Origin of the sequence: Maribellus luteus, assembly GCF_003576475.1 — a bacterium.
Lineage (GTDB): Bacteria > Bacteroidota > Bacteroidia > Bacteroidales > Prolixibacteraceae > Draconibacterium > Draconibacterium luteum.
In genome coordinates, this window is record NZ_QWGR01000005.1 from 54,354 (window position 1) to 77,334 (window position 22,981).

The 22,981-nt window shown below is 44.3% G+C and carries 14 protein-coding genes; 12 read left to right on the forward strand and 2 right to left on the reverse strand.

Going from position 1 to position 22,981, the window contains the following annotated elements:
- Window positions 1-2,700, reverse strand: coding sequence for a glycoside hydrolase family 2 protein (locus tag D1614_RS10500; protein ID WP_119437887.1), 2,700 nt, complete (start codon window positions 2,698-2,700; stop codon window positions 1-3).
- A 364-nt stretch (window positions 2,701-3,064) separates the two neighbouring features.
- Between D1614_RS10500 and D1614_RS10505 the strand changes: the two genes are divergently transcribed.
- From D1614_RS10505 to D1614_RS10565, 12 genes are all read left to right on the forward strand, one after another.
- Window positions 3,065-5,467, forward strand: coding sequence for a GH92 family glycosyl hydrolase (locus tag D1614_RS10505; RefSeq protein WP_119437888.1), 2,403 nt, complete (start codon window positions 3,065-3,067; stop codon window positions 5,465-5,467).
- A 42-nt stretch (window positions 5,468-5,509) separates the two neighbouring features.
- The gene (locus tag D1614_RS10510) at window positions 5,510-6,415 is read left to right on the forward strand and encodes a sugar phosphate isomerase/epimerase family protein (RefSeq protein WP_119437889.1); all 906 of its coding nucleotides are present in this window, start codon (window positions 5,510-5,512) and stop codon (window positions 6,413-6,415) included.
- A gap of 585 nt (window positions 6,416-7,000) precedes the next feature.
- A complete protein-coding gene (locus D1614_RS10515; RefSeq protein ID WP_119437890.1) occupies window positions 7,001-7,879 on the forward strand; it encodes a metal ABC transporter solute-binding protein, Zn/Mn family in 879 nt (292 codons plus the stop codon).
- An 848-nt stretch (window positions 7,880-8,727) separates the two neighbouring features.
- Window positions 8,728-10,431 carry a S41 family peptidase gene (locus D1614_RS10520; RefSeq protein WP_119437891.1) on the forward strand — a complete coding sequence of 568 codons (1,704 nt, stop codon included), beginning with the start codon at window positions 8,728-8,730 and terminating at the stop codon, window positions 10,429-10,431.
- 155 nt (window positions 10,432-10,586) lie between these two features.
- Window positions 10,587-10,928, forward strand: coding sequence for a DUF6054 family protein (locus D1614_RS10525; RefSeq protein WP_119437892.1), 342 nt, complete (start codon window positions 10,587-10,589; stop codon window positions 10,926-10,928).
- A gap of 53 nt (window positions 10,929-10,981) precedes the next feature.
- Window positions 10,982-12,091, forward strand: coding sequence for a TlpA disulfide reductase family protein (locus tag D1614_RS10530; protein WP_119437893.1), 1,110 nt, complete (start codon window positions 10,982-10,984; stop codon window positions 12,089-12,091).
- Between the two features lie 61 nt (window positions 12,092-12,152).
- Window positions 12,153-13,034, forward strand: coding sequence for a CPBP family intramembrane glutamic endopeptidase (locus D1614_RS10535; protein WP_119437894.1), 882 nt, complete (start codon window positions 12,153-12,155; stop codon window positions 13,032-13,034).
- Between the two features lie 121 nt (window positions 13,035-13,155).
- On the forward strand, window positions 13,156-14,262 hold the full coding sequence (locus D1614_RS10540; protein WP_119437895.1) for a serine hydrolase domain-containing protein: 1,107 nt from the start codon (window positions 13,156-13,158) through the stop codon (window positions 14,260-14,262).
- Window positions 14,263-15,105: 843 nt separating this feature from the next.
- Entirely contained in the window at window positions 15,106-16,272 is a 1,167-nt protein-coding gene (gene ercA, locus D1614_RS10550) for an alcohol dehydrogenase-like regulatory protein ErcA (protein WP_119437897.1), read from the forward strand.
- Between the two features lie 8 nt (window positions 16,273-16,280).
- Window positions 16,281-17,909 carry a PAS domain-containing hybrid sensor histidine kinase/response regulator gene (locus D1614_RS10555; protein ID WP_119437898.1) on the forward strand — a complete coding sequence of 543 codons (1,629 nt, stop codon included), beginning with the start codon at window positions 16,281-16,283 and terminating at the stop codon, window positions 17,907-17,909.
- A 212-nt stretch (window positions 17,910-18,121) separates the two neighbouring features.
- Window positions 18,122-18,706, forward strand: a complete 585-nt coding sequence (locus tag D1614_RS10560) for a Crp/Fnr family transcriptional regulator (protein ID WP_119437899.1) — start codon at window positions 18,122-18,124, stop codon at window positions 18,704-18,706.
- A 16-nt stretch (window positions 18,707-18,722) separates the two neighbouring features.
- Window positions 18,723-19,484 (forward strand): CPBP family intramembrane glutamic endopeptidase, encoded by a 762-nt coding sequence (locus D1614_RS10565; RefSeq protein WP_119437900.1) that lies wholly within the window; start codon window positions 18,723-18,725, stop codon window positions 19,482-19,484.
- Between the two features lie 195 nt (window positions 19,485-19,679).
- Here D1614_RS10565 and D1614_RS10570 read toward each other — a convergent pair whose 3' ends face one another.
- A complete protein-coding gene (locus tag D1614_RS10570; RefSeq protein WP_119437901.1) occupies window positions 19,680-22,937 on the reverse strand; it encodes a S41 family peptidase in 3,258 nt (1,085 codons plus the stop codon).
- Window positions 22,938-22,981 lie beyond the last annotated feature (44 nt).

Below are 22,981 nucleotides of genomic sequence, written 5' to 3' on the forward strand. Positions count from 1 at the left end.
TTAATTTATTCTATTAGGTTTTACATTCCAGGCTTTCACCTTCAATTCCGGTCTTTCGCCTTTTAAATCGACAAGATCGAAATTTGCGGTGTAAACCCGTTCTTCTCCCGGGAATAAAGTTACATAATTATCATTCCAATAAACCGGCAGAATGGGATCGTCGGTTCCGGGATTCACCAAATCAAAATAAGTAAAGAACGCAATTGATGCCCCCGGATTCCTCACTGTCAAAGTGATATTCCCTTTCTCATCTTCTTTCTGGTACTTGTAATCGTATTCCAGCTTCACTTCCGGAAGTTTATCCAGTGCCTTGAAATCGGCATAAGCTTTTGGCGGAGTATAGAAGGGCCAATCCAATTTTTTAGCGGCTTCGTAATCCAGTTCATCTTGTTTCAACGATAACCAGTAGGTGCTGTGATCCACCTCCCGGTTGTCCTGGTCAAAAACATTCAGGCGAAGAAACCAAACCGAAGTCAGCCCTGCGATTTCCGGAAGTTTGTAAATAAATTTCGAGGTGTTGGTGGCCAGATCACCTTTCCATTCGTCGCTAAAAATCTCTTTGGAGTGAATATCATATGCTGCGATTTTCACCGTCAGGCTATTGGCATCGTTCAAATCTTCGTTGGCCAGGTAAATGTCGTCAAAACCGTAGCGATAAATGGCATGAATTGGGTTACAGGCCTTGCGAACGCCGTAAAATGAGCCGTTGGGCTGCAGATAAGTATCGTACAACTGCCAGTATAGTTCGGGCCAGGCCGAGTTGAGCATCCACTGCACCAAACCTGTACTTTTGGGTTTGTGCGCGATAAAAGCCTCAAACATCGGCCGCATCAGTTCGTAGTTCGAAACCTGGCATTTAAAGGCAAATTCTTCCACGCTGCTGGAAGGTCCGTAGCGCTCGTCCATGGCTTTGCGGAAACGGTCGAGCGTGGTAAACGCATTCCGCCCGGTGTGGTATTCCCAGTATTTTTTATCGATGGGCCAGAGACTTTCTTCGGGCAACATTTTTTTGAGTGAAGACAAAGGCATAACGTTTGGGCCGGGACACGTTTCGGTGTTAAAACCGTAAGCGCCGCCCAGTTGTGTATCGGTAAACCAGTAAACCGGTGGTGTGTAAGCGTAAGGGCCTAACATTTTCATGCCGGTGGGGCCGCTGATCTCGCTAATCAAAGGAACTTCGGCCACAATGTTGTTGTCTTCGGTTCCGGCGCCGCCTGCCGAAGTGATGTACGGCCGCGACGAATCGTATTTTTTAAACAGATCGATGTATTTGTATTCCAGCTCCGGAATCGGGAGTTTATCGCTTCCCAGCATCCACACATAAATGGCGGGATGATTGCGCAGCCACAACATCTGGTCTTTCCAGTAGGCAGCCAGCAAATTAATGTCTTCAGGCGTAACAGCGCCTCCGTATTTTTCGTGCGTGGGTTTTAGCAGGTATTCCTCCCATTCCCAATGGCAGTTAAAACCAGCCATCACCAGAATGCCGTATTCATCACACAAATCGTACAGCATTTGCGTTTTGCCCCAGAAACCTTCGCAGCGAATGCTGTTCAGGTTCATGTGGCGAATGTATTTCATCTGTGCCTCCACGCTTTCGCGGGTATCCTGCAACAGCAGATCATCCACCCAGCCGCCGCCTTTCAGCAATACAAATTTGCCGTTGATGGTAAACACCCGGTTTTTATCTTCGTTCAGGTAACTGTCGATTTCGCGAATTCCGTAACGGCTTTCCACTTTGTCCAGCACTTTGTTGCCCGCAATAAACTCAACCGACATGTTGTAAAGGTTGGGATCGCCCATTCCGTTGGGCCACCAAAACTTCACGTCTTTTACTGAAAGCTGTGCAAATTCATCCGAAGTAAACCGACAGGACAGGGTATCTCCGGCAGCGATCTGCACTTTCTTTTCAACCGTTCCGATTCCAAAATCAACCCGAACCAGACCTTCCACGGGTCTGTCCGACTGGTTTTCGATTTCAGCCTGAATAAAAAGATCGGCGTCTTTCAGGTTCTCCGTGTTTACTTTAGATGAAACAAACGGACTTCGGATTTTCACGCCTTCGTTCACTTCCAGGAAAACTTCCCTGAAAATGCCCATGTTCCGGTCGCGTGGCAGCGGATTCCAATCCACAAAACCGATAGAATATTCCCCATCGGCATGTTGCCAAAGCTTTAATGCCAGAGTGTTCTCCCCTTCCTGAACATACTCGTCGATAGCAAAAGTGAACATGCGGTAAGCGCCGGCAAACTCGTCTTTACCCGCCACTTTTTCTCCGTTCACCCAAAGCTCGGCGCGGTAGTTGATTCCGTTAAAACGCAGCGAAATGTGTTTCTTTAAATCGCCGGCAGAAAGCTGAAAAGCCGAACGAAACCACCAGGGCTTTTTAAACTGCTCGATATCCACGCTTTGCATGTTGATCCCGAAATAAGGATCTTCAATCACGCCGTAAGTGGCCATGCTCCCCAGCACGGTTCCGGGTACCGAAGCTTGCAGCCACGCATCGTCGGAAAAGCCATTTTCAGAAATACTGCTTTCCTCTACACCGGCCAGTTTTTCACTCGCCTGCATTTTCCAGCCCGAAGAAAGGTTTTCCACCCGCGAAACCAATTCTTTTTCTGCAGGTGTGCAAGCTGTTATAAAAAACATACCCGCCAGTAAAAGCCTCAAAGTTTTGTGAAAATAATTGCGCTGTTTCATTTTGTTTTAGGTTGTTCGTTTCATTCGTTTCAGTTCCAACTCATCCTTTCGTAAGGCAAGAAGCCTGGACTTGTTTTACACTTATTCTTAGTCATATTTCAGGCGCACACGGCAGGCAATGAATGCGTTTATCCTCATTTTCCAGTACCGTTGCTTTCGCCTTTTTACTTTTTACTGCTGCTTTGACATTTGGTTATACCCTACGTCTTTTCTTCCACTTCCGGCTAGCTCGATTTGAACAAAGGAAGCAGGAAAAGCACAAAAAAACTTCTGCTTTTTTATTCATCTTACAACATATATTAACCCTTCGTTTATATTTTATAATGTAAATTCGCCAAAGAGGTTAAAATTCTAAAAGTAACTTATGAACATCCATCTTTCCTTTTCCAATATCCAAATCAGAACTTTGCTGTTGATCTGTTTGCTGGCCACGACCGGTTTCACGGCTTTTTCGCAGGAAAACACAGCAAAACCCGCCGATTATGTAAATCCATTTTTGGGAACCGATTTCTTCGGACATACTTTTCCCGGGGCTTCGCTCCCCTATGCCATGGTTCATGTTAGTCCGGATGTGGGCACCGAAGGCTGGACCCATTGCGCGGGTTATATTTACCAGTCGAGCTCGATCATCGGTTTTAGCCACACGCACTGGAGTGGCGTTGGAATGGTAAACGGCGGCGAGGTGCTGCTGATGCCCACTGTGAGCAACGAATTGCAGATACTCCCCGGCACCAAAGAAGATCCGGATGCAGGTTATCGCTCACGTTACAGCCACGAAGAGGAAAGCGCATCGCCGGGTTATTATTCGGTCATGCTAAAAGATTACGACATCCAGGCGGAACTAACAGCTACCCGCCGTGCAGGTTTTCACCGTTATACTTTTCCGGCATCAAAGAATGCACACATTATTCTTGACCTCGGACATCAGATCGGTACTCATTATTCGGATGAAAATTCAGAACTAAAAATATTGGATAACAAGCGTATTGAAGGCAAAAAGGCCGCCGGACTGGGGCAGGTTTATTTTGTGGCCGAATTCAGCAAACCATTTAAATACTACGGAACTTTTGATGCTTCGTATGTGACACCTGAGTCGGGAGCGAGTTTGTTTCCCTATAAAAATGCCGAAACCGGGCAAAAAGTAGGTGCTTTTGTGAGTTTCGATACCCAAGCCGGTGAACAGATTCTTGTAAAAGTGGGTATTTCGTACACCTCCGTGGAGGGAGCCCGCAAAAACCTGCAAGCAGAAATTCCGCACTGGGATTTTGAACAGGTGCGAAACGACGCCCGGGAAATCTGGAACCACGAATTGTCGAAGGTTCAAATTGACGGTGCCAGCGATGATCAGAAAGAGGTTTTTTACTCGGCCTTGTATCATTCGTTTCTGGCACAATACATTTCGCAGGATGTGGACGGAAAATACCTGGGTTCCGACGGACAAATCCATACGGCCGATGGTTTTGATTTCTACGGATCGTTTTCGTGCTGGGACACCTACCGCTCGCAACACCCGCTGTTAACGCTCACCGCGCCCGAACATGTAAATGGCTTTATCCGTTCGATTGTGGCCAAAGTGCAGAATTTTAATTGGCTGCCCGCCCAGCATTTTCTGAATGTTTTTGGCGAAGGAATGGTGGGCGATCACCTCATTCCGGTAATTGTGGATGCCTATATGAAAGGTTTCCGCGACTACGATGTGGAACTTTTGTACAAGGCCATGCGCACCAAAGCCCTGGAAAAGCCCAAGCCTCCGGTGCGGGAAAACATGGCGCGCGCCGGGTTGGAATATTACATGAAACTGGGCTACACCCCGGTTGACCGCATCACCGAATCGGTTCCGAACACCCTCGAACTTGCCTACGACGACTGGTGCATTGCCCAACTGGCCAAAGAACTTGGGAAAGACGACGACTACCAGCTGTTTATGCAACGCGCCGGAAACTATGCAAAACTGTGGGATGCCGAAACCCGTTTTATGCGCCCGAAAAAAGCCGATGGCAACTGGCTCGAAGCGCTGGGAACAAACGAGCAGGAAATCGTAACCGAAAGCGATCATTCGTATTACAAATATTTTGATCCGCTGCTGGTGGGCCGCCGCCCTAACCGGCATTACACCGAATCCAATGCCTGGCAGTACATTTGGTCGGTTCAGCACGATGTGCAGGGCCTCATCAACCTGTTTGGGAGTCAGGAAGCTTTCGCTGCCAAACTCGATACTTTCTTTAGCATGAGTCCGCTGATTACGCCGCCCAAATACGTGGGAGTGGTGGGCACCATCGGGCAGTATGTGCATGGCAACCAGCCCTCGCACCACGTGGCGTATTTGTACAACTATGCCGGCCAGCCCTGGAAAACACAGGAACGTGTGCGGCAGGTTTGTGAAGAACTGTACCGCCCCGGCCCCGGAGGACTGTGTGGCAACGAGGACATGGGTTCGCTGTCGTCGTGGTACGTGCTAAGCGCCATGGGACTTTACGCCGTTACACCGGGTCTGCCCGTTTACGTCGTCGGAAGTCCTTTGTTTGGGCAAGCCACGCTTCAAACCGGGAAAAACAAAACCTTTACCATAAAGGCCGAAAATCAATCGAAAGAAAACAAATACATTCAGTCGGCGACCTTAAACGGCGAAAGTTTTAACCGCACCTGGATTTCGCACGAGGAAATTGTAAAAGGTGGCGAACTCATTTTTCAGATGGGACCAACACCCAATAAAAACTGGGGAACCGGAGCCAATGCCGCGCCGCCTTCGATGTCGGGAGCCAACTAATCAGAATATTATGTATCTTAAGCACAACTAAACCTTATCGATATGAAACAAGCAAATCAAAACCGAAGAACTTTTATCCGCAACCTGTCGTTGATCGCCGGAGCCAGTGCACTGCCCGGAAGCCTGCTGGCAGCCTGTAATCCCGTGCAGGGAGCGCAAATGAAACTGGGCCTGGTCACTTACCTCTGGGCCAAAGACTGGGACATTCCGACCATTATCCGGAATTGTACCGAAGCACAAATCGGAGGTGTTGAATTGCGCGTGGAGCATGCCCACGGAGTAACGCTCGATCTTACCGCGGCACAACGCGCCGAAGTAAAAAAACAGTTTGCCGACAGCCCGGTGGAAATTATAGGAATGGGCACCAACCAGGATTATCACTCACCCGATCCGGCCAAGCTGAAGGAGTCGGTAGAAACCACCAAACAGTGGCTGCAACTGAGCAAAGACATTGGTGGCTCGGGGGTAAAAGTAAAACCCAACGCTTTTCCGGAAGGTGTGCCGCACGAAAAAACCATTGAGCAAATCGGTAAGGCGCTCAACGAGCTGGGACAATATGCCCTCGACCTAGGACAAGTGATCCGGCTCGAAGTACACGGCCGCGAAACGCAGCTTTTGCCCAATATCAAAGCTATGATGGATTACGTGGATAACAAAGGCACGGGCGTTTGCTGGAACTGTAACCCCGAAGACCTTGCCGGACAGGGACTCGAATACAACTTTAACCTGGTGAAAGACCGCTTTTCTGATATCTGCCATGTGCGCGAGATGAACGAAGGAGATTATCCCTACCAGGAGCTGATGAACCTGTTTGTGAAAATGGATTACCCGGGATGGATCCTGCTCGAATGCCGCACCGACCCGGCTGACAAGGTAGCCGCCCTGAAAGAACAGCGACGTGTTTGGCTTGATATGATTGCGAAGGCAAAGGAAGGACTGAAGGACTGAAGGATTGAGGGATTGAAGGAGAGAGAATGCGTGAATGCGTTAATGCTTGAATACTAAGATTAGCTGCGAGCTGTGAGCTGCTAGCCACGAGTTTTTTGGAAACATAGTTTCATAGTAACTTTGAACGCTGAACTCTGAACTTCGAGCCACTAGCTTTTTCAGCAAAACGGCAATACAGAACAACAAAGGACTGAGGGATTTACCTGGTGAAGGATTGAGGGATTGAGGAAAATGCTGGAATGCTGGAATTAGCAGGGAGCGATGTGCTGCTGCGAGCTTTTCGGGAACATAGTTTCATGGCAACTTTGAACGCTGAACGCTGAACTCTGAACTTCGAGCCGCGAGCTTTTTCGGCAAAACGGCAACACAGTAACACGGCAATACAGCAACACAGCAATACGGCAACACTGCCACAAAACCCGAGTCAAAAACAGACAGTTTTACAAAGCCGCAATCTTTTTTATGTTTATTTTTAGGTCGCGCAAAAAACGAGGGGTCTTGGATATGTAAATGCCACAATGCAAAATATTCACGGGCGCACATCACAAATCAGCGTAGATTTAATAAACCAACAAAGTGAAGCAAATGCAGGTAAGCACATCCAAAATTTTCATCATCTTTTTAGCACTTTGCCTTTTTTCGTGTAACTCCAAAAACAACAAAGACACCGAAAAACCGGTAGTAACCGTCAGCATTTTGCCTCAAAAAACATTTGTAGAAACAATTGCCGGAACCGACTTCAAAGTAAACGTTTTACTGCCGCCCGGAGCAAGTCCTGCGGCTTTTACTCTTTTACCTTCTCAGCTAAAAGATATCGTTCGTTCAAAAGTATGGTTGCGCATCGGGCATATTGGCTTTGAGTATTCGTGGAAAGAAAAAATACAGCAGGCCAACCCGGAAATGAAGGTAGTTGACCTTTCGCAGGGCCTGGATTTAATTACACCATCCTCCATAAGCAACACCGGACCGGCAACCGGAAAAGGAGCCAATCCCCACATCTGGATGTCGCCGCCACTGGCCAAACAAATGGCCCGACGCATTACCGATGAGCTTTCGGCTTTGAATCCCGAGAAAAGTACCGTCTATAACGAAAACTACCGCAAGTTTGCCTCCGAGATCGACCAGCTGGATGCTGAAATCAGAAGTAAATTAAAGGACTACCAAGGCCGGGAATTCATTATGTTTCACCCGAGCCTTTCGTACTTTGCCCGCGAATACCGGCTTAATGAATACTCGCTTGAACCGGGCGGCAAAGAACCAACGCCCCAGCGAATGGCCGAACTGGTGAAACTGGCACAAAAAGAAAACATCCGGGTAATTTATATTCAAAGTGATATGGACCGCGAACAGGCCCGGGTATTTGCCGAAGAAATCGATGGGGAAGTTGTTGAAATGTGGCCCTTAAACCCAGCCTGGAAAGAAAACCTGCTGGAAATAACCGACATGCTTATTCATAACTTTTAAGGACTGAAGGGTTGAGGGACTGAAGGACAGATGGACTGAATGCAGAAATAAGCTGCAAGACACAAGCCCCAAGCTTAGGGCGATTGGAAAATTGGAAAACTGTTAAATTGCAGAAGAAGCTTTGAGTCGTGAGCTACGAGCAACGAGTAAACACTGAACTCTGAACTAAAAGCTGCGAGCTGTGAGCCATGAGCTGCGAGTACAACAGCACGGTATCACGGCAATACGCCTGCACTGCAACACCGCTACTGCCTCACCCCCTCCGTCATTCCGCCGTCAAAGCCTCCGGAATTCCTCGTCCCCCTTAAAATGGGGACAAATGGGAAGCGCTGTGAGCTGTGCTAAATTGTCAAATTGGAAAAAGCATGGAGCAAAAAGTACGACACTGAACTTTGAACTCTGAACTTTAAACTGCGAGTTGCGAGCTACAAGCAAAACACAGAAGAACAGCATCACTGCAATACGGCAACACGGCCACACTGAACTCTGAACTTTGAACTCTAAACACAAAACCCTGACCTAAAACATACGTTTCCCCGGTAGCGGGATTCGCTTTTATGTTTATTTTTAGAACACCTTTAAAAAAAAGGCCTTGAATACGCGAATATCACCAACAAGAAATCACGCTTAAGTTACGGCTTCGGATTTCAGAAATTTTAGCGATTCAACATAATAGATGATGTTATTCCACCCTATTGGAGGTATAACATTACCTTAAAAAATGAGATAATGAAAATAACATGACTAGTAATGTTATGCGCTAGTTATGGGCAAGTAAAAAACTACATACGTTACTGATTAAGCTTTATTGATTCTATAATGATTAAAAGACCAGAAAAAAACTAAAAATGAGAAAAAAGATAAAATATGTTATCTCCATTATTTTCATTCTTGGTTTATTAATGTCATTTGGATTTTTCTATATACAAAAACAAAATGAATACAAACAGATAGCTGGAATAAGCAATTATTCTTCAAAAAACATTTCAGATTTAGCTGTTTTATGCAAAGTCTGGGGATATGTAAAATACTATCATCCTTCGGTGATAGAAGGAAAATATAACTGGGATGATGAACTGATAAAAATGATACCCAAAGTTTTAAAATCCAAAAACAAAAATGAAAGAAACAGATTATTAACTGAATGGGTAACATTATTGGAAGAGTTTGAGCAAGATTCATTACCAAAATTTAATCCTGACAGTATTAGAATATACCCTGATTTGGACTGGATTGAAGATAAAAAAGAATTAGGAACTCTTTCTAACCAACTCGAAAAAATTAAGACAGCAAAAAGGGATTTTAAATATGACAAGTATATCCAATATTCTGGTATGACTATAAGTGGCGAAGCAGAGTATAACAAACCATTATATCCAGTAACAGAATATCGTCTTCTTGCTTTATTTCGGTTCTGGAATGTAATTCAGTATTATTATCCTTACAAATATTTGATTGATGAAAATTGGCATAAAGTTCTTAAAGATTTCATCCCTAAATTTATTGAGGCAGAAAATGAACTTGAATATAAGTTGGTTATATTAGAACTGGTTACAAAACTTAACGATACTCATGCTAGGATTGAATGGGACAGCACAATTGAAAAATGGAAAGGAAATAGAATAGCACCTTATGAAGTATCGTTTATTGAAGGAAAACTTGTTGTAACAGATGTTTACGAAGTAATTGACACAATTAATACAAATAATTCTATTCAAGTTGGAGATGTTATTATCTCGATAAACAAAAATCTTATAAATAATATCGTAGATGAAAAAATAAAATATATTCCTGGTTCAAATTATACAGCACGATTGCGCAAAATTGCAGATTTAATATTAAGAACAAACAAGAAAAAATTAGAAGTAGAATTTCTTAATGAGGGAAAACATTCAAAAACCGAATTGTCATGTTACAACTTGAGCCAAGTAAAAATCCCCTCAAAATTTAATAGAGATGATAAGCTTTTCAAAATAATTAATGATAGTATTGGTTATTTGTATTTAGGAAGTACTCAGGGAGGAGAAGTACCTCAAGATATTCAGACTAAAGGATTAATAATTGACCTAAGATGTTATCCTTCATATGATAAAGTTAAGGGGTATTGGGATTACCTTCAATTATACTCGGAGCCTAATGTCTTTGTTAAGTTTACTATGGGAGATTCTAAATTCCCTGGATTATTCAAATATATGGGGGAAACTACTGTAGGTTCAGAAAATCCAAATGCTTATCAAAGGGAAAAAATAATATTAGTAAATGAGATTACACAAAGTCATGCAGAGTTTATGGCAATGAAATACGGAATTGCTAAAAACACAATTATTATTGGTAGTACAACTGCAGGAGCAGACGGTGGAGTAATATCTCTTAAAATGCCTGGTGGAGTTTTGGTGAAATTCACAATTGCAGGTGTTTATTATCCTGACGGTAGAGAAACACAGGGTATTGGGATTATTCCTGATATTATAGTACGACCAACTATAAAAGGAGTAAAGGAAGATAGAGATGAAGTATTAGAAAAAGCGATTGAAATAATTACCAGCCCATAACAATAAACATAGGTCATTTGGCGGATAATGCTAAATTTGAGCATGGTAACATTTAATAAAATATATAGCGGTTTGATAATTAAAAGCTTTGAAATGCCAAACGCCCCATATTATCACCGTTCAACAAAACATTAAAACACAATCTAACCCACACCATGAATACCGCAAAATACAAGCTCTCGACTGACGACCTGGATAAAACAGTAAATTACTTGATCGAATTCCTGCCTTTTGATTATGAAAACCATAGCCCTGATATGTCGGTTTTAGCCTCAGAAGCTTACTACATGCGAAACGGTTCCACACAACTGAATATGATCATCGCCAAAAGAGAGGCAGCCTATTTACTGATTGATGTGATGGGCAGTGCCGGAGGCAGAGGCCCCCAGAACTGGGACTGGGGCTCGGAAAAAAGCTACCTCAAAAAAGTAAAGAAAGTACTCGACGAATACGCCAAAGAATTCAGCTTAACACTTGAGGAACTAGCTGCATCATAAAAAGAACAAATCTGCACCAGTAAAGCGTTACCAACCCATAAAAACAAGAACCAATGAAAACACAACTAAGCTTATTTCTTCTTCTGTTTTTGCTTGTTTCGTGTAACAACGATCAAAAAACGTGTCATTTAAGCGGCGTGCTGGAAGACGCCCCCGACACGGCAACTCTTTACTTGGCAGACTGGGAAAGCAGAGTCGTATCGGATACCGTCCGGGTGCTTAACGGCGCGATCGATTACAAATTTCAGCTGGATCATCCCCAAAAATTCTACCTCCATAACCAACGGAATCAATACGATTTCAGAGACAGAAAGGTGGTTTGGCTGGAGCCGGCTGAAATTAAAATAAGCGGGAAATATGAGTTTTTAAAAAGCCTCAAAATAGAAGGGTCTGCCGCGCAAACCGAGTTTGAGAACTACAACTCACTCATCGCAACTGCCACCAAACAGATCAATGAATTAAAAGAACAGATTCATTTTAAAACAGACGCCGGGAAGAAACAGGATACCATCAGAATAGAAGCGCTTGAAACCGGTTTAAGCGACAGTATTGTTGACTTTCTGCTGAAACACCCCGACTCGTATGTCACGCTGTATTCGCTGCACAGCGAGTGTTTTCTTAACCCCAGGCATTTAAATAAAACACAAATCGCGAAGGTTTATAACAGCTTACCCGAAAACTTAAAAGCCCTAAAACAGGCAGTGGCAATCAAGAAATTCGCCGAGTTGCCCGAACCTCCCCGGGTGGGAGATGTGGCGCCCGAGATTGTACAGCTAACTCCCGCAGGCGATACCCTAAAACTTTCGGACTACAGGGGAAAATATGTGCTGCTCGATTTTTGGTCTTCGTCGTGCGGCGCTTGCCGGGCCGATTTTAAATGGATGAAAAGAATCTATACACAATACCATTTCAAAGGCTTTGAAATTCTGGCCGTATCGGGCGACCATGTAAAACAAAGATGGACCGGCGCCATTGCCGCAGATTCAGTTCCCTGGCAAAACATTTCGGATTTAAACGGCTGGCAAAACGAAGCCTTTTTGCGCTACGACATCCGGTACATCCCCCGCAATTTTCTAATCAACCCCGAAGGAATTATTATCAAGGAAGGATTGAGTACTGAAGCGGGTGCCAACTATGAAATAGGAAAATTATTTGAAGACTAAAAACTACAGCTTGTACCCAATATTGCCTTTCCGCTGCATCATAAATCAGTAATATTCAACCATGACCAAATCAACCGCCGCCCATTACCCCAACATCGCCCAAAGCTTTGGCATCACAGGCATAGTAGTGCTCGCCACCCTCGTATTCAGCCCGGTATTATTGCTGCTAAACGAACTGATCGGCGAGGAAGCTTCCATGCTCGTCTACTACATTTTAGCTCTAGGCTTGTCTTTCTGGCTTGTCTCCTCCATCCGAAAAAGTAAAACAAGCCGCTGTTCGTTCAACCTGGGTATCGAAAATAAACGAACCATCCCGTGGGTGGTAATTGGCACCATCGCTTTGCTTTTTGGAGTCATCTCGCCCATTAGCAGCCTAATTCCCATGCCCGAAAGTCTTGAAAAAGCATTTATGGATTTTGGCAGTCAAACCGGGTTTTTTGCCTTTGTTTTAATGGTGATTGCGGCGCCGGTACTGGAAGAACTAATCTTCCGGGGAATTATTCTGGATGGCTTGCTGAAACAATACTCCCCCACCAAATCCATACTGATTTCCAGTTTGCTCTTCGGCTTGGTTCATCTAAATCCCTGGCAGTTTGTTACCGGATTCATCATCGGAATTTTTTCGGGATGGGTGTATTACAAAACCAGGAGTTTGTCGCTTGCCATTGTTATTCATGCATCGGCCAATTTAAGCGGGTACATAGCGCGCCATTTTATAGATCTTGAAGCATCGATGGACGAAACCTTAACGGAAGCCTATGGCGGACCGACCAACCTGGCTCTGGCAATAAGCGGAGCCGTAGTGGTTGTGGGCATATGCACCTACTTTCTGCACAAAGAATTTCAGAAACAACTGCCACCCAAAGACCTGCCCCGCCCAACCGAGCAAATTTTCCCGGCGGACACTCCCCTTCCGGCAGACAGTGAAAATAGCGCGCAATAACAATTGATGATATATTTACCGGAAAATGCCGGTCAGCCGGTCGCCAAAAGAGAATTAACAAAACCGCTATTCGTTTGAACCGGCCTTGAACGGGAATCAACCATAAAACCATTTTAAACCGATGAACCAGTTAAAAAACAAGCTGAAAAAGCTGCTCTTCATAACACTTTGTCTGATTCCCTTTGCCGGGTACCCCCGGGAAAATACTTCGGGGAAGTCGCCGAAAGAGAAGATCGAGGCCTATTCAAAAGCCCACAACCACGCGGGCATTCTGGTGCTGACAACACGAAACGACAGCATTTTCACACATACCGCGGGCTATGCCAATGCTGCCCAAAAAACACCGGTAACCGAAAGCCATCTTTTTGAAATCGGGAGCGCCAGCAAAATATTCACGGCCATCGCTGTTTTTCAGTTGATTGAAGAAAACAAGTTGTCGTTGCAAACTACGCTCAATACCCTGTATCCCGACGGCGAGATACAGGCGCTTGCCAATTACGAGGGGCAAAACTACTGGGACAAAGTGACGGTTGAAATGCTCTTAAACCACACCTCCGGCTTTATCGATTACCTGAATATTTACGACTCCGACGAGGAAGCGCTCGAGGTTTTCAGCCGGAAAAAAGAGTACACTTTCGACGAGCTGATCCATTTGTCGGCCGGTCATGGCGATGCCCATTTCGTCCCCGGCGACAGGTTTAAATACTCCAACACCAACTACATTATTTTGGGCGATATTGTTTCGAAGCTTTCTGAAATGCCCTGGAAAACCTACATCCGAAAAAATATCCTGGAAAAAGCCGGGATGGAAAATACCTTCTTCGGATCGGAAATATCGCCAGAGAACCACCGGCGGCTCATGACCGGCTACTACGGAGATAAAACCACGCAGATACCTTATTCGCTGGCCGGAAGCGCCGGAGAGATCATTTCGGATGTGTACGACCTTCGCAAGTTTCTGCTGTTCTGGAGCCAGGGAAAATTCTATAAGAACCCGGCTACTTTTCGGCAGCAGATTTCGACGGGCGTTCACAGCATGAGCACCCAATCAGACGCCGTAAAATATGCGCTCGGCACCATGCTTGTTGACGAAACCGTTGGGCATGGCGGACAAACCTTTGGATTTCAATCGTACCTGGCCGTCAACCCGCAAACCCACGACATTTGCGTGATTGGCATTAACAACGCCGCCGTTTCGGGCATTTCGCTCTTCATGAGTTTAGAGTAAATGAGCTGTGAGCTACGAGCCACGAGCCACTAGTAAAACTTTGAACTCTGAACGACAAGCTTCGAGCTGTGAGCCATGAGCTGCGAGTACAACAACACGGCATCACCGCAATACGGCATCACTGCAACACCGCTACTACCTCACCCCCTCCGTCATCCCGGTGGCGATGCCACGGAATTCCTCGTCCCCCTCGAAAATGGGGACAAAGAAAAGCTGCGAGCTGTGCTAAATTGTAAAACTGTTAAATGGTTAAATTGCAAAGAGCATGGAGCGCAACTCTGAACTTTGAACACTAAACTCTGAACTACAAGCTGCGAGCCTCGAGTACAACAACACGGCATCACAGCAATACGGCAACACCGCTCCTTCAGATTGCTTCTCCGTCCGTCTACTGCCGGACGAATCGCAATGACGCCCGTTTTTGTTTTCGTTTGGCAGCGGACATAAGGTGTCGTAACTGGAAATTGTCCGCTGCTGTCCGCTGCCGGAACACATCCTTTTTGGCATCATGGCGAGCTTGCGACGCCAACTCTTTCTGAAGAAAACTGTCAAATTTTAAAACTGTGAAATTGATAAATTGCACGGAGCAAAGGGCATGGGGCACAACTCTGAACGCTGAACTACAAGTCATTGCCAAACTATTAAATGGTTAAACAGGACTGTTTTAGCTACTTTGTAACTTAATACAAAAACGCGTTGAAGTCTGCTACTACTCATACATGAATCGGAAGATTGCCGTTGTGTCATACACTGACTAGAGCTTACTTCTTCTCGAAAGAACTTCTCGATTTTGTAAAAAGTAGTACATTAATTAGTTATTTTAACCACGCTAAAAAACTAACTATGTCAAAAGATATCCAATTAAGCCCGAGGAAGTTTGTTGCCCCAGAATATATTTATGGTGTGGATTCACGACTAATGGCTGGTATTTTTTGCAAAAAATTAGGCGGCCGAAAAGTACTCTTAGTTACGGATCAAGGGATCGAAAATACGCGATGGTTATCAGAAATAGAAAAAGAACTGCAAAAACAGTCCCTTGAGTATATTGTTTTTTCTTCCATATCGCCCAATCCTCGTGATTACGAAGTAATGGAAGGTAAAACGAAGTATGAAGAACATAAATGCAATTTAATACTTGCACTGGGGGGAGGGAGCGTTATGGATTGTGCCAAAGGCATTGGAATTGTCAGCACCAACCTGGGACATATTCATAACTATGAAGGAGTTGATATGATCAACAAACCCATGCCTCCCTTGATTTGTATACCAACCACGGGTGGAACTGCGGCTGATGTTTCCCAGTTTGCAATAATAAACAATACTTCAGAGCGATATAAATTTGCGATTGTCAGTAAAGCTGTTGTCCCCGATGTAGCATTAATCGACCCACTGGTTTTGACAAGCATGGATGCCTTCCTTACCGTATGTACCGGAATGGATACATTATCGCATGCCTTTGAGGCTTTTGTTTCCAATGCAAATTCTGCTTTCACTGATTTATATGCCCTCGAATCTATACAACTAATCATTAATAATCTGCACGACTGTATTACCCGCCCCGACGATATACAGGCACGAGGCAAGGTGATGTTGGCCAGTTTGTATGCAGGTTTGGCCTTTTCAAATGCAAGCCTCGGATGCGTGCATGCACTGGCACACAGTTTAGGTGGGTATTTGGACCTGCCACATGGAGAATGCAATGCCATTTTATTGCCCCATGTGGTTGATTATAATTTTGAATCAGCAAGCGAACGATACATCAAAATTGCAGAAACTATTAAAATGCCTTTTCATGGAAATAACAAAAATGATAGAAAGAAGGCATTCGTAGAACATCTTATTCATTTTAAGCAAAGTGTAGGTATCCATACAACCCTAAGAGATAAAGGTGTAACACCTGATATTATACAACAACTGGCATCAAAAGCAATCAAAGACCCCTGTAATGCAACAAATCCGAAATCGCCTGTTGCTGATGATCTTAAAGCAATATATTCAGAAGCATTGTAATTGGAACTATGGAAAATGATTGGAGCAAATACAGAGACAAAATAGTGGGATTGGGCGAGCATTCGCTGCGAAAAAGCTACTATCCTGAGCTACAAGAAAAAATTGATAAACTTGAAGCTTCACAAAAAAATCTTCAGACTATTATAAACAGCATTAGTGATGCTATTATAATTCACGATAGCAGCGGATGCATTTTATCATTAAATGAGCACGCAAAGAAATTATATAATATTGGAGATAACGAAATAAAACAATATACTATACATGACATAACATCACCCAATCAGGAAGGTGGAGACTTATCTGCAACATGGAATAATGTATTAAACAATACCCCACAAGTATTCGAATGGTTAACGCTTCAAATAAACACAAATAAAGAATTACCCGTACAGGTATCAATTAATCATACCATATGGGATGGGAAGCCTGCAATTGTAGCTGTTGTACGTGATTTTACCGAGCGCAAGATATTTGAACAAGAACTTATACTTGCAAAGGAGAAAGCAGAAGAGGCCAATAAGCTTAAAACAGAGTTTTTACATAATTTGTCGCACGAAGTTCGTACACCGATGAACGGGATAATAGGTTTTGCAGAAATGCTGGAAGATCCGGATTTAAGCAACGAGATGCGAATAAATTATTCAAAAATTGTTCAGAACAGCAGTTTTCAACTTTTAAAAATAATTGATGACATACTGGAAATATCGTCACTTGAAACGAAGCAGATAAAAGTCAAAAAAGAAGAATTTTGTATTAACAGCTTATTGATGGCATTGTTTTCACAATATAGTGTGAAATCGCAAGAGCGAGATATCCCTATTTATATAAAAAAAGGGCTTCCACAGCATCAAAGTAAGATAATCTCAGATAAATCCAAACTGGCTAAAATATTAAGTAATTTATTGGAAAATGCTATTAAATATACGAATGAGGGATTTATTGAGATGGGCTATAGGGTAGAAAACCAAACGGTGGTATTGTATGTAAAAGACACAGGAATAGGTATATCTCCCGAAAATTCAGATAAAATATTTGAACGTTTCTCGCAAGAAGAAAAAGACATGTCGAGAAAATATGGCGGACTTGGTTTGGGCCTGTCAATTGCTAAAGAAAATGCGAAATTATTGGGAGGAGATATAGAAATAATATCAGAGAAAGGACGTGGTTCCGTATTTTATGTTTCAATACCCTACGAGCCATCCGGGAACAGAGTTCATGATGTGTCAAAGTCGTTATGGAATAAAGATGAGGAGACACAAAACAAACGATACAAAATTCTTATCGCTGAGGATGAGGAGGTAAATTACCTTTACATTGAAGCACTTTTGGAAGGGAACTCGAAATTCAATTTAATCCATGCAAAAAACGGCAAGGAAGCCGTTGATATTTGTATGAATGACAATAGCATCGATCTGGTTTTAATGGACATAAAAATGCCTGTAATGAACGGGCATGAAGCCACCAAACGAATAAAATCAAAATACCCCGATTTACCTGTTATCGCACAAACTGCCTATTCGACCAAACTCGACAAAGAACTAGCCATAAAACACGGATGCGATGATTTTTTATCAAAACCTTTAAAGAAAGAAGTGCTTTTGAAATTGATAAATGCATATTTAGTAACGGAATAGCATTGGTGGCGTTTAAATGCTCTCCAATGATCAGAGATTATAAATAGCATTCTGGAAAAACGGAGAAAGATGTTATTTGAAAAGTTACACATTCTTGTTTCAACAGATGGTCCTTATGGATTAAGTAATAATATTGAATTATTTGAGGATATACTGACACAAAATAAAATGAATGCAGACATCAAACAACTGACCTCTGACAAATAGAAAAATTGAGAACTGAAGAAAAAATAAAACAAGCATTCGACCCTTACTTCAATGTCCCTCTTGAAGCATGGAAGTTTTTTACCAACTTGGGAGAAATCATATCAACGACAAAAGACCAAGTCATAAAAGATACCGACACAACAGAAAAATATTTGAGCTTTATTCTAAAAGGGAGCGGTGGAATTTTACTCTGGAATAATAACAACTTTGTGTGTATTGATTTATGCTATGAAGCAGAATTCTTTGGAGATTATATGTCATTCCTCAATCAACAGCCAACACCGCTTGAAGTTGTAACTTTCGAACCATCCGAACTTTTTAGGATTTCCAAAGCTAATTTCCACAAGCTGAGTGGCAACACGGAGTTCGGAGATAAAATCTGCCGGTTTGCTTCCGAGGCACTCTTTGTTCACAAACAAAAACAACAAATAGATATCCTAACAAAAACAGCAACGGAAAGATACATTGAGCTACAAACCAGGCAACCGAAAATTTTACAGCGAACACCACAAAAACACATTGCCTCATATCTTGGTATAACACCTCAAAGTTTGAGCAGAATAAGAAAAGAGCAAACAACAAGACATTAGTTGAATAAGTTATCGTATGGTAACAGAAAAAGCATTTTTCAATCAGATCTTTGCCGAAAATAAGTCTGATATGAAAATGTTTTATACCCTTTTTATTTTAGGAATTTCAACCACTTTGTTAGTAACTGCCGGGATTTTTACGAAAAAAATTACTCTGCAAATTCACCCAAGTAATTTTGTGAATAGTCTGGCAAAGTATCAGCTCTTTGCTTTGACAGTTGGAATTTTAACAACGATAGCGATTCTGATTTTAAACCCCGAAAGCAAACATCTTTTACGAGCAGGGCAACTTGGCACCATTGCGGAGAAAGAAAAATGGCTTGGAATAAACGGCAAATCTTCCTGGACAGTAAATGGCCTTCAATTACTGTTATTTATAAGCATTGCGACAGGAATATTTATGTTCTTTGCAGTAAAACACACAAACAGTATCAGCAATTTTAACTGGAGTTTTGTCCCTTTGATACTGCTGTTTTCATTGACAAACTCATTGGCGGAAGAGCTTATTTTCCGTTTTGGCATTGTTGGCGGACTTTTCAACCACTATCCCAAACTAACCATAATGATTCTATCAGCTGTATTGTTCGGATTACCACATTTTTTCGGAAATCCGGGGGGAGTTATTGGCATTTTAATGTCAGGCGTGTTGGGTTACATCTTGTGTAAGGCGACAATAGAAACAAAAGGACTTTCCATTGCGTGGACAATACATTTCGTACAGGACATTATAATTTTTACAGCTTTGATGATGATGAATGTTAAGCAAAATACATTCTGACACGACAGATGATAAGGACTGTCACCAACACCGGTAGCCCTTACACAACCCCCGTAATTTCTAACTCCCTCATTCTTTGTTCTGAAAAATAAAAACCAGACCCCACAAAGGACTAGCACTTTGCGCTTACACTATCAAAAAAGGCCATCCGCCAAAACGACGGACAGCCTGTTATTTTTACATACCTTATTTCAACTATCTTTTTTCGTACGGCTCGTGTTGCGGCCATTTTACCGGGTTCTTTTTGAGCTCCTCTTTTACCACTTCAATGGCTTTTTCGAGCTGGTTGTCGACCCCGTTGGCCAGTTTTTCATGGTCTTCTGCTTCCGGAATATCGGGATCCACACCGTGTCCTTCCCTGAACCATTTCCCGTCGGGGTCATACATCCGGAAGGTAGGAGCCGTTACCGAGCCACCGTCGACCAGCGAAGGTGTTCCGCTGATACCGATCAAACCACCCCAGGTACGCGAACCTACCAGCGGGCCGAGTTCTGCTTTCCGGAAGAAATCGGGGAAGGCATCGCCACCCGATCCGCTCCAGCCGTTGATCAGCATCACTTTGGCACCAAAATGCCCGACAGGGGGCCACTGCCAGTCGTGTCCATCACGCACGGCCCAATATGCCAGTGCCTTCCTGTTTAGTAATTCAATAAAGCGGTCAGGAATCTGGCCACCGCTGTTAAAACGTTCGTCGATGATCAGGCCTTCCTTGTTCCATTGTCCGTAGAACTGGCGGGCCAGTTCATTTTGCCCGTCAATGCCGGTGCTGCGTACATAAATGTAGCCCACTTTGCCGCCGGTAGCTTCTTCCACGCGTTTGCGTTTGGCTTCGATCCACTCCAGGTGCCGCAGCCTCGACTCGTCGCTCATCAGTTTCACCGTGATCTTTTTCGCATCGGCTTTCGCAGTAGTTTTCCCCACTGTCAGCACTACGGTTTTTCCTCCCAGCCCCTGGAAAGCAGCAGCCGGTTCGCGGTCGGTTGTAATCGCTTTCCCGTTTACTTCCAGGATGTAATCGCCCACGGCCACATCCACTCCGGGTTCTGCCAGCGGCGAACGTTCTTCTGCATCCCAAACGGCTCCGGTCAAAATCTTTTTCACCTGGTAAGCGCCGTTGCTGATGCCCCAGTCGATGCCGAGGTAGCCCACACTTGTCCGGGGTGTTTGTTCCATGTCGCCACCGCCTTTGTAAGTATGCGATGCGTTCATTTCGCCAATCAGTTCACCCAGTATAAAGTTTACATCTTCACGACTCGACGCCTGCTCGATCAGTGCGCCGTATTGCGTTCTCATCTTCTTCCAGTCTACACCGTGCATTCCCTTGTCGTAGAAATAATCGCGTTCAATGCGCCAGGCATCGGTAAACAGTTGTTTCCACTCCTCTTTTGGGATAACGGTTGTTTCCATTTCCTGCAACGGCACGTTTTTATCGGCTTTCTGGTTTTCGCGAACATCAATTACGTTTAGCCTTCCCTGGTTCGACACCAGCATTTTTTCGCCGTTAGCAGCCAGGCTGAAACCACCGGCATCGTCGAGGATTGTTTTTTCTTCGCGGTCTTTCAAATCCCAGTAAACAATCGGGCGTTTGGTTTTCCCATCGGGCGATTGCACGCTTTTCTGGTAGATGATTTTGCCTTTGGCGGCCGTCAATGCACCGTAATCTCCGGCACTCACCGGCAGCAACACCAGTCGTTGTTCCAGCCCGTCGAAATCGATGGTAACTTTCTTCTCGTCTTTGGCCTCGTCCTTTTTCTCGTCTTTGGCATCTTCGTCCTTGTCTTCAGCCTTCTCTTTATCGGTATCTTTCTTTTCTTCTTTCACCTCTACCGCATCGTTTTCAGGCTCCAGCGGCGAAGGCGTATCCTTTTGCAAGGTGATCGCCCCCACGAGCGTAGATCTGGAATAAATCCACGAGTTATCGAAATCGCTGTAATCCGCATTCATCGAACGGTTGGTCAGCACATACAGGTATTTCCCTTCCGGATCAAAAGCGGGGTCGGTGTTGCTGTAGAAGTCAGATGTAACTTGCCGTTTCAGGTTGTTTTCCACGTCGTAGATCCATACAACCGAATGACGGTTTTCAGCGCCCCGTGCCCAGGTTACATATTTGCTGTCGGCCGACCAGGATACGGAGAATCCGCGCAAGGGGCCTTCCATCATCCAAAGCGCTTTGTCGATTTCTTTTACTGCACCAGATTCCACATCGCAAAGTTGGATGCTCATGGTCTGGTCAATAAACACCAGTTTTTTGGAGTCGGGCGACCAGTACAGACTGTAACGGAAACCGGCCCCCAGCTTGGTGATGATTTTTACTGCTTCGGTTTCAACATCGTAAAGCGCCAGTTCGTATTCGCCGTTTTCGTCGCTCCACCAGGCAAGGGTTTTGCCATCGGGCGACCAGGCAGGGTAACGTTGTGCTGAGCCGGAACTCTGGGTAAGGTTCAGTACAAATCCTTTTTCGGCCGGTAACGAGAAGATCTCGCCTCTTGCTTCGGCCAGCACCCGTTTGCCATCGGGCGAAACTGCCGCACTATGGAGATACCTTTCCACTTTTACCGTTTTGGGCATTGTGGCCATCTGGTCGGTCACCACTTCAATTTTTACTTTTTTGTATTTTTTTGTGGCCAGATCCATCAAATACATATCACTGCCTGCCTGAAAAATCAGGTCGTCGGGCCCGATGGAAGGGAAACGCACATCCATATCCGAAAAACGGGTTAGCTGCTCATTGGTTTTTGACTGGGTATCGTAAGCCCAAATGTTGTAGCGTTTTTCCTTCCCGTTGTCCGACAGGTAATAAATGGTACTGCCGCTCCACATCGGAAGTTCGTCGTTGCTATCGCTATTCGTAATATTGGTGGTTGAATGATCGCTGAGGTTCATCACTAAAATATCAGGGGCCATTCCGCCACGGTATCTCTTCCAGGTACGGCTGATCCGGGTTTTATCGGTAAAAGCCAATTGTGATCCGTCGGGCGACATGCTGCCAATTTCGGCATAAGCCGGAGGCAGAACTTCGGGAAGTCCGCCGTTTTTATCAATGGTAAACAGCCGCGAAAAACGTTGTCTTCCGCTTTCCTGCCCGGTTGAGAAAATAATTTTACTTCCGTCCGGTGTCCAGTCCTGGATAACACAGCCACGCCAGGTTACCCGTTGCGGTTGCCCGCCATTAAACGGGATGGTATAAATATCGCGCGACCCGTCGTAGTTGGCCGAAAATGCCAGTGTTTTTCCGTCGGGCGAAAATTTGGGAAGTACTTCCTCTCCTTCAGGAGAACTAAGCCGGGTAGCCTGCCCGCCCTCTTTGGCTACGATCCAGATATCGCCTGCATATACAAAGGCAATGTGAGTTTTGGAAACATCGGCATACCGGAATAAGCGGGCATCTACCTGCGCCCCGGCAGAAAAGCCAGCCAGCAAGAAAACGGCCAGCATCAAAAAAATTGTCTTCATTTGTTTAAATTTTGTATTGAGTTTTTATGTGTATGCAATTCTTG

Bases quoted from the DNA above. Each gene is read 5' to 3' on its own strand.
- D1614_RS10515 (WP_119437890.1), top strand. From the start codon at position 7,001: ATGCAGGTAAGCACATCCAAAATTTTCATCATCTTTTTAGCACTTTGC.
- ercA (WP_119437897.1), top strand. From the start codon at position 15,106: ATGTCAAAAGATATCCAATTAAGCCCGAGGAAGTTTGTTGCCCCAGAA.
- D1614_RS10565 (WP_119437900.1), top strand. From the start codon at position 18,723: ATGGTAACAGAAAAAGCATTTTTCAATCAGATCTTTGCCGAAAATAAG.
- D1614_RS10520 (WP_119437891.1), top strand. From the start codon at position 8,728: ATGAGAAAAAAGATAAAATATGTTATCTCCATTATTTTCATTCTTGGT.
- D1614_RS10535 (WP_119437894.1), top strand. From the start codon at position 12,153: ATGACCAAATCAACCGCCGCCCATTACCCCAACATCGCCCAAAGCTTT.
- D1614_RS10525 (WP_119437892.1), top strand. From the start codon at position 10,587: ATGAATACCGCAAAATACAAGCTCTCGACTGACGACCTGGATAAAACA.
- D1614_RS10555 (WP_119437898.1), top strand. From the start codon at position 16,281: ATGGAAAATGATTGGAGCAAATACAGAGACAAAATAGTGGGATTGGGC.
- D1614_RS10510 (WP_119437889.1), top strand. From the start codon at position 5,510: ATGAAACAAGCAAATCAAAACCGAAGAACTTTTATCCGCAACCTGTCG.
- D1614_RS10530 (WP_119437893.1), top strand. From the start codon at position 10,982: ATGAAAACACAACTAAGCTTATTTCTTCTTCTGTTTTTGCTTGTTTCG.
- D1614_RS10505 (WP_119437888.1), top strand. From the start codon at position 3,065: ATGAACATCCATCTTTCCTTTTCCAATATCCAAATCAGAACTTTGCTG.
- D1614_RS10540 (WP_119437895.1), top strand. From the start codon at position 13,156: ATGAACCAGTTAAAAAACAAGCTGAAAAAGCTGCTCTTCATAACACTT.
- D1614_RS10500 (WP_119437887.1), bottom strand. From the start codon at position 2,700: ATGAAACAGCGCAATTATTTTCACAAAACTTTGAGGCTTTTACTGGCG.
- D1614_RS10570 (WP_119437901.1), bottom strand. From the start codon at position 22,937: ATGAAGACAATTTTTTTGATGCTGGCCGTTTTCTTGCTGGCTGGCTTT.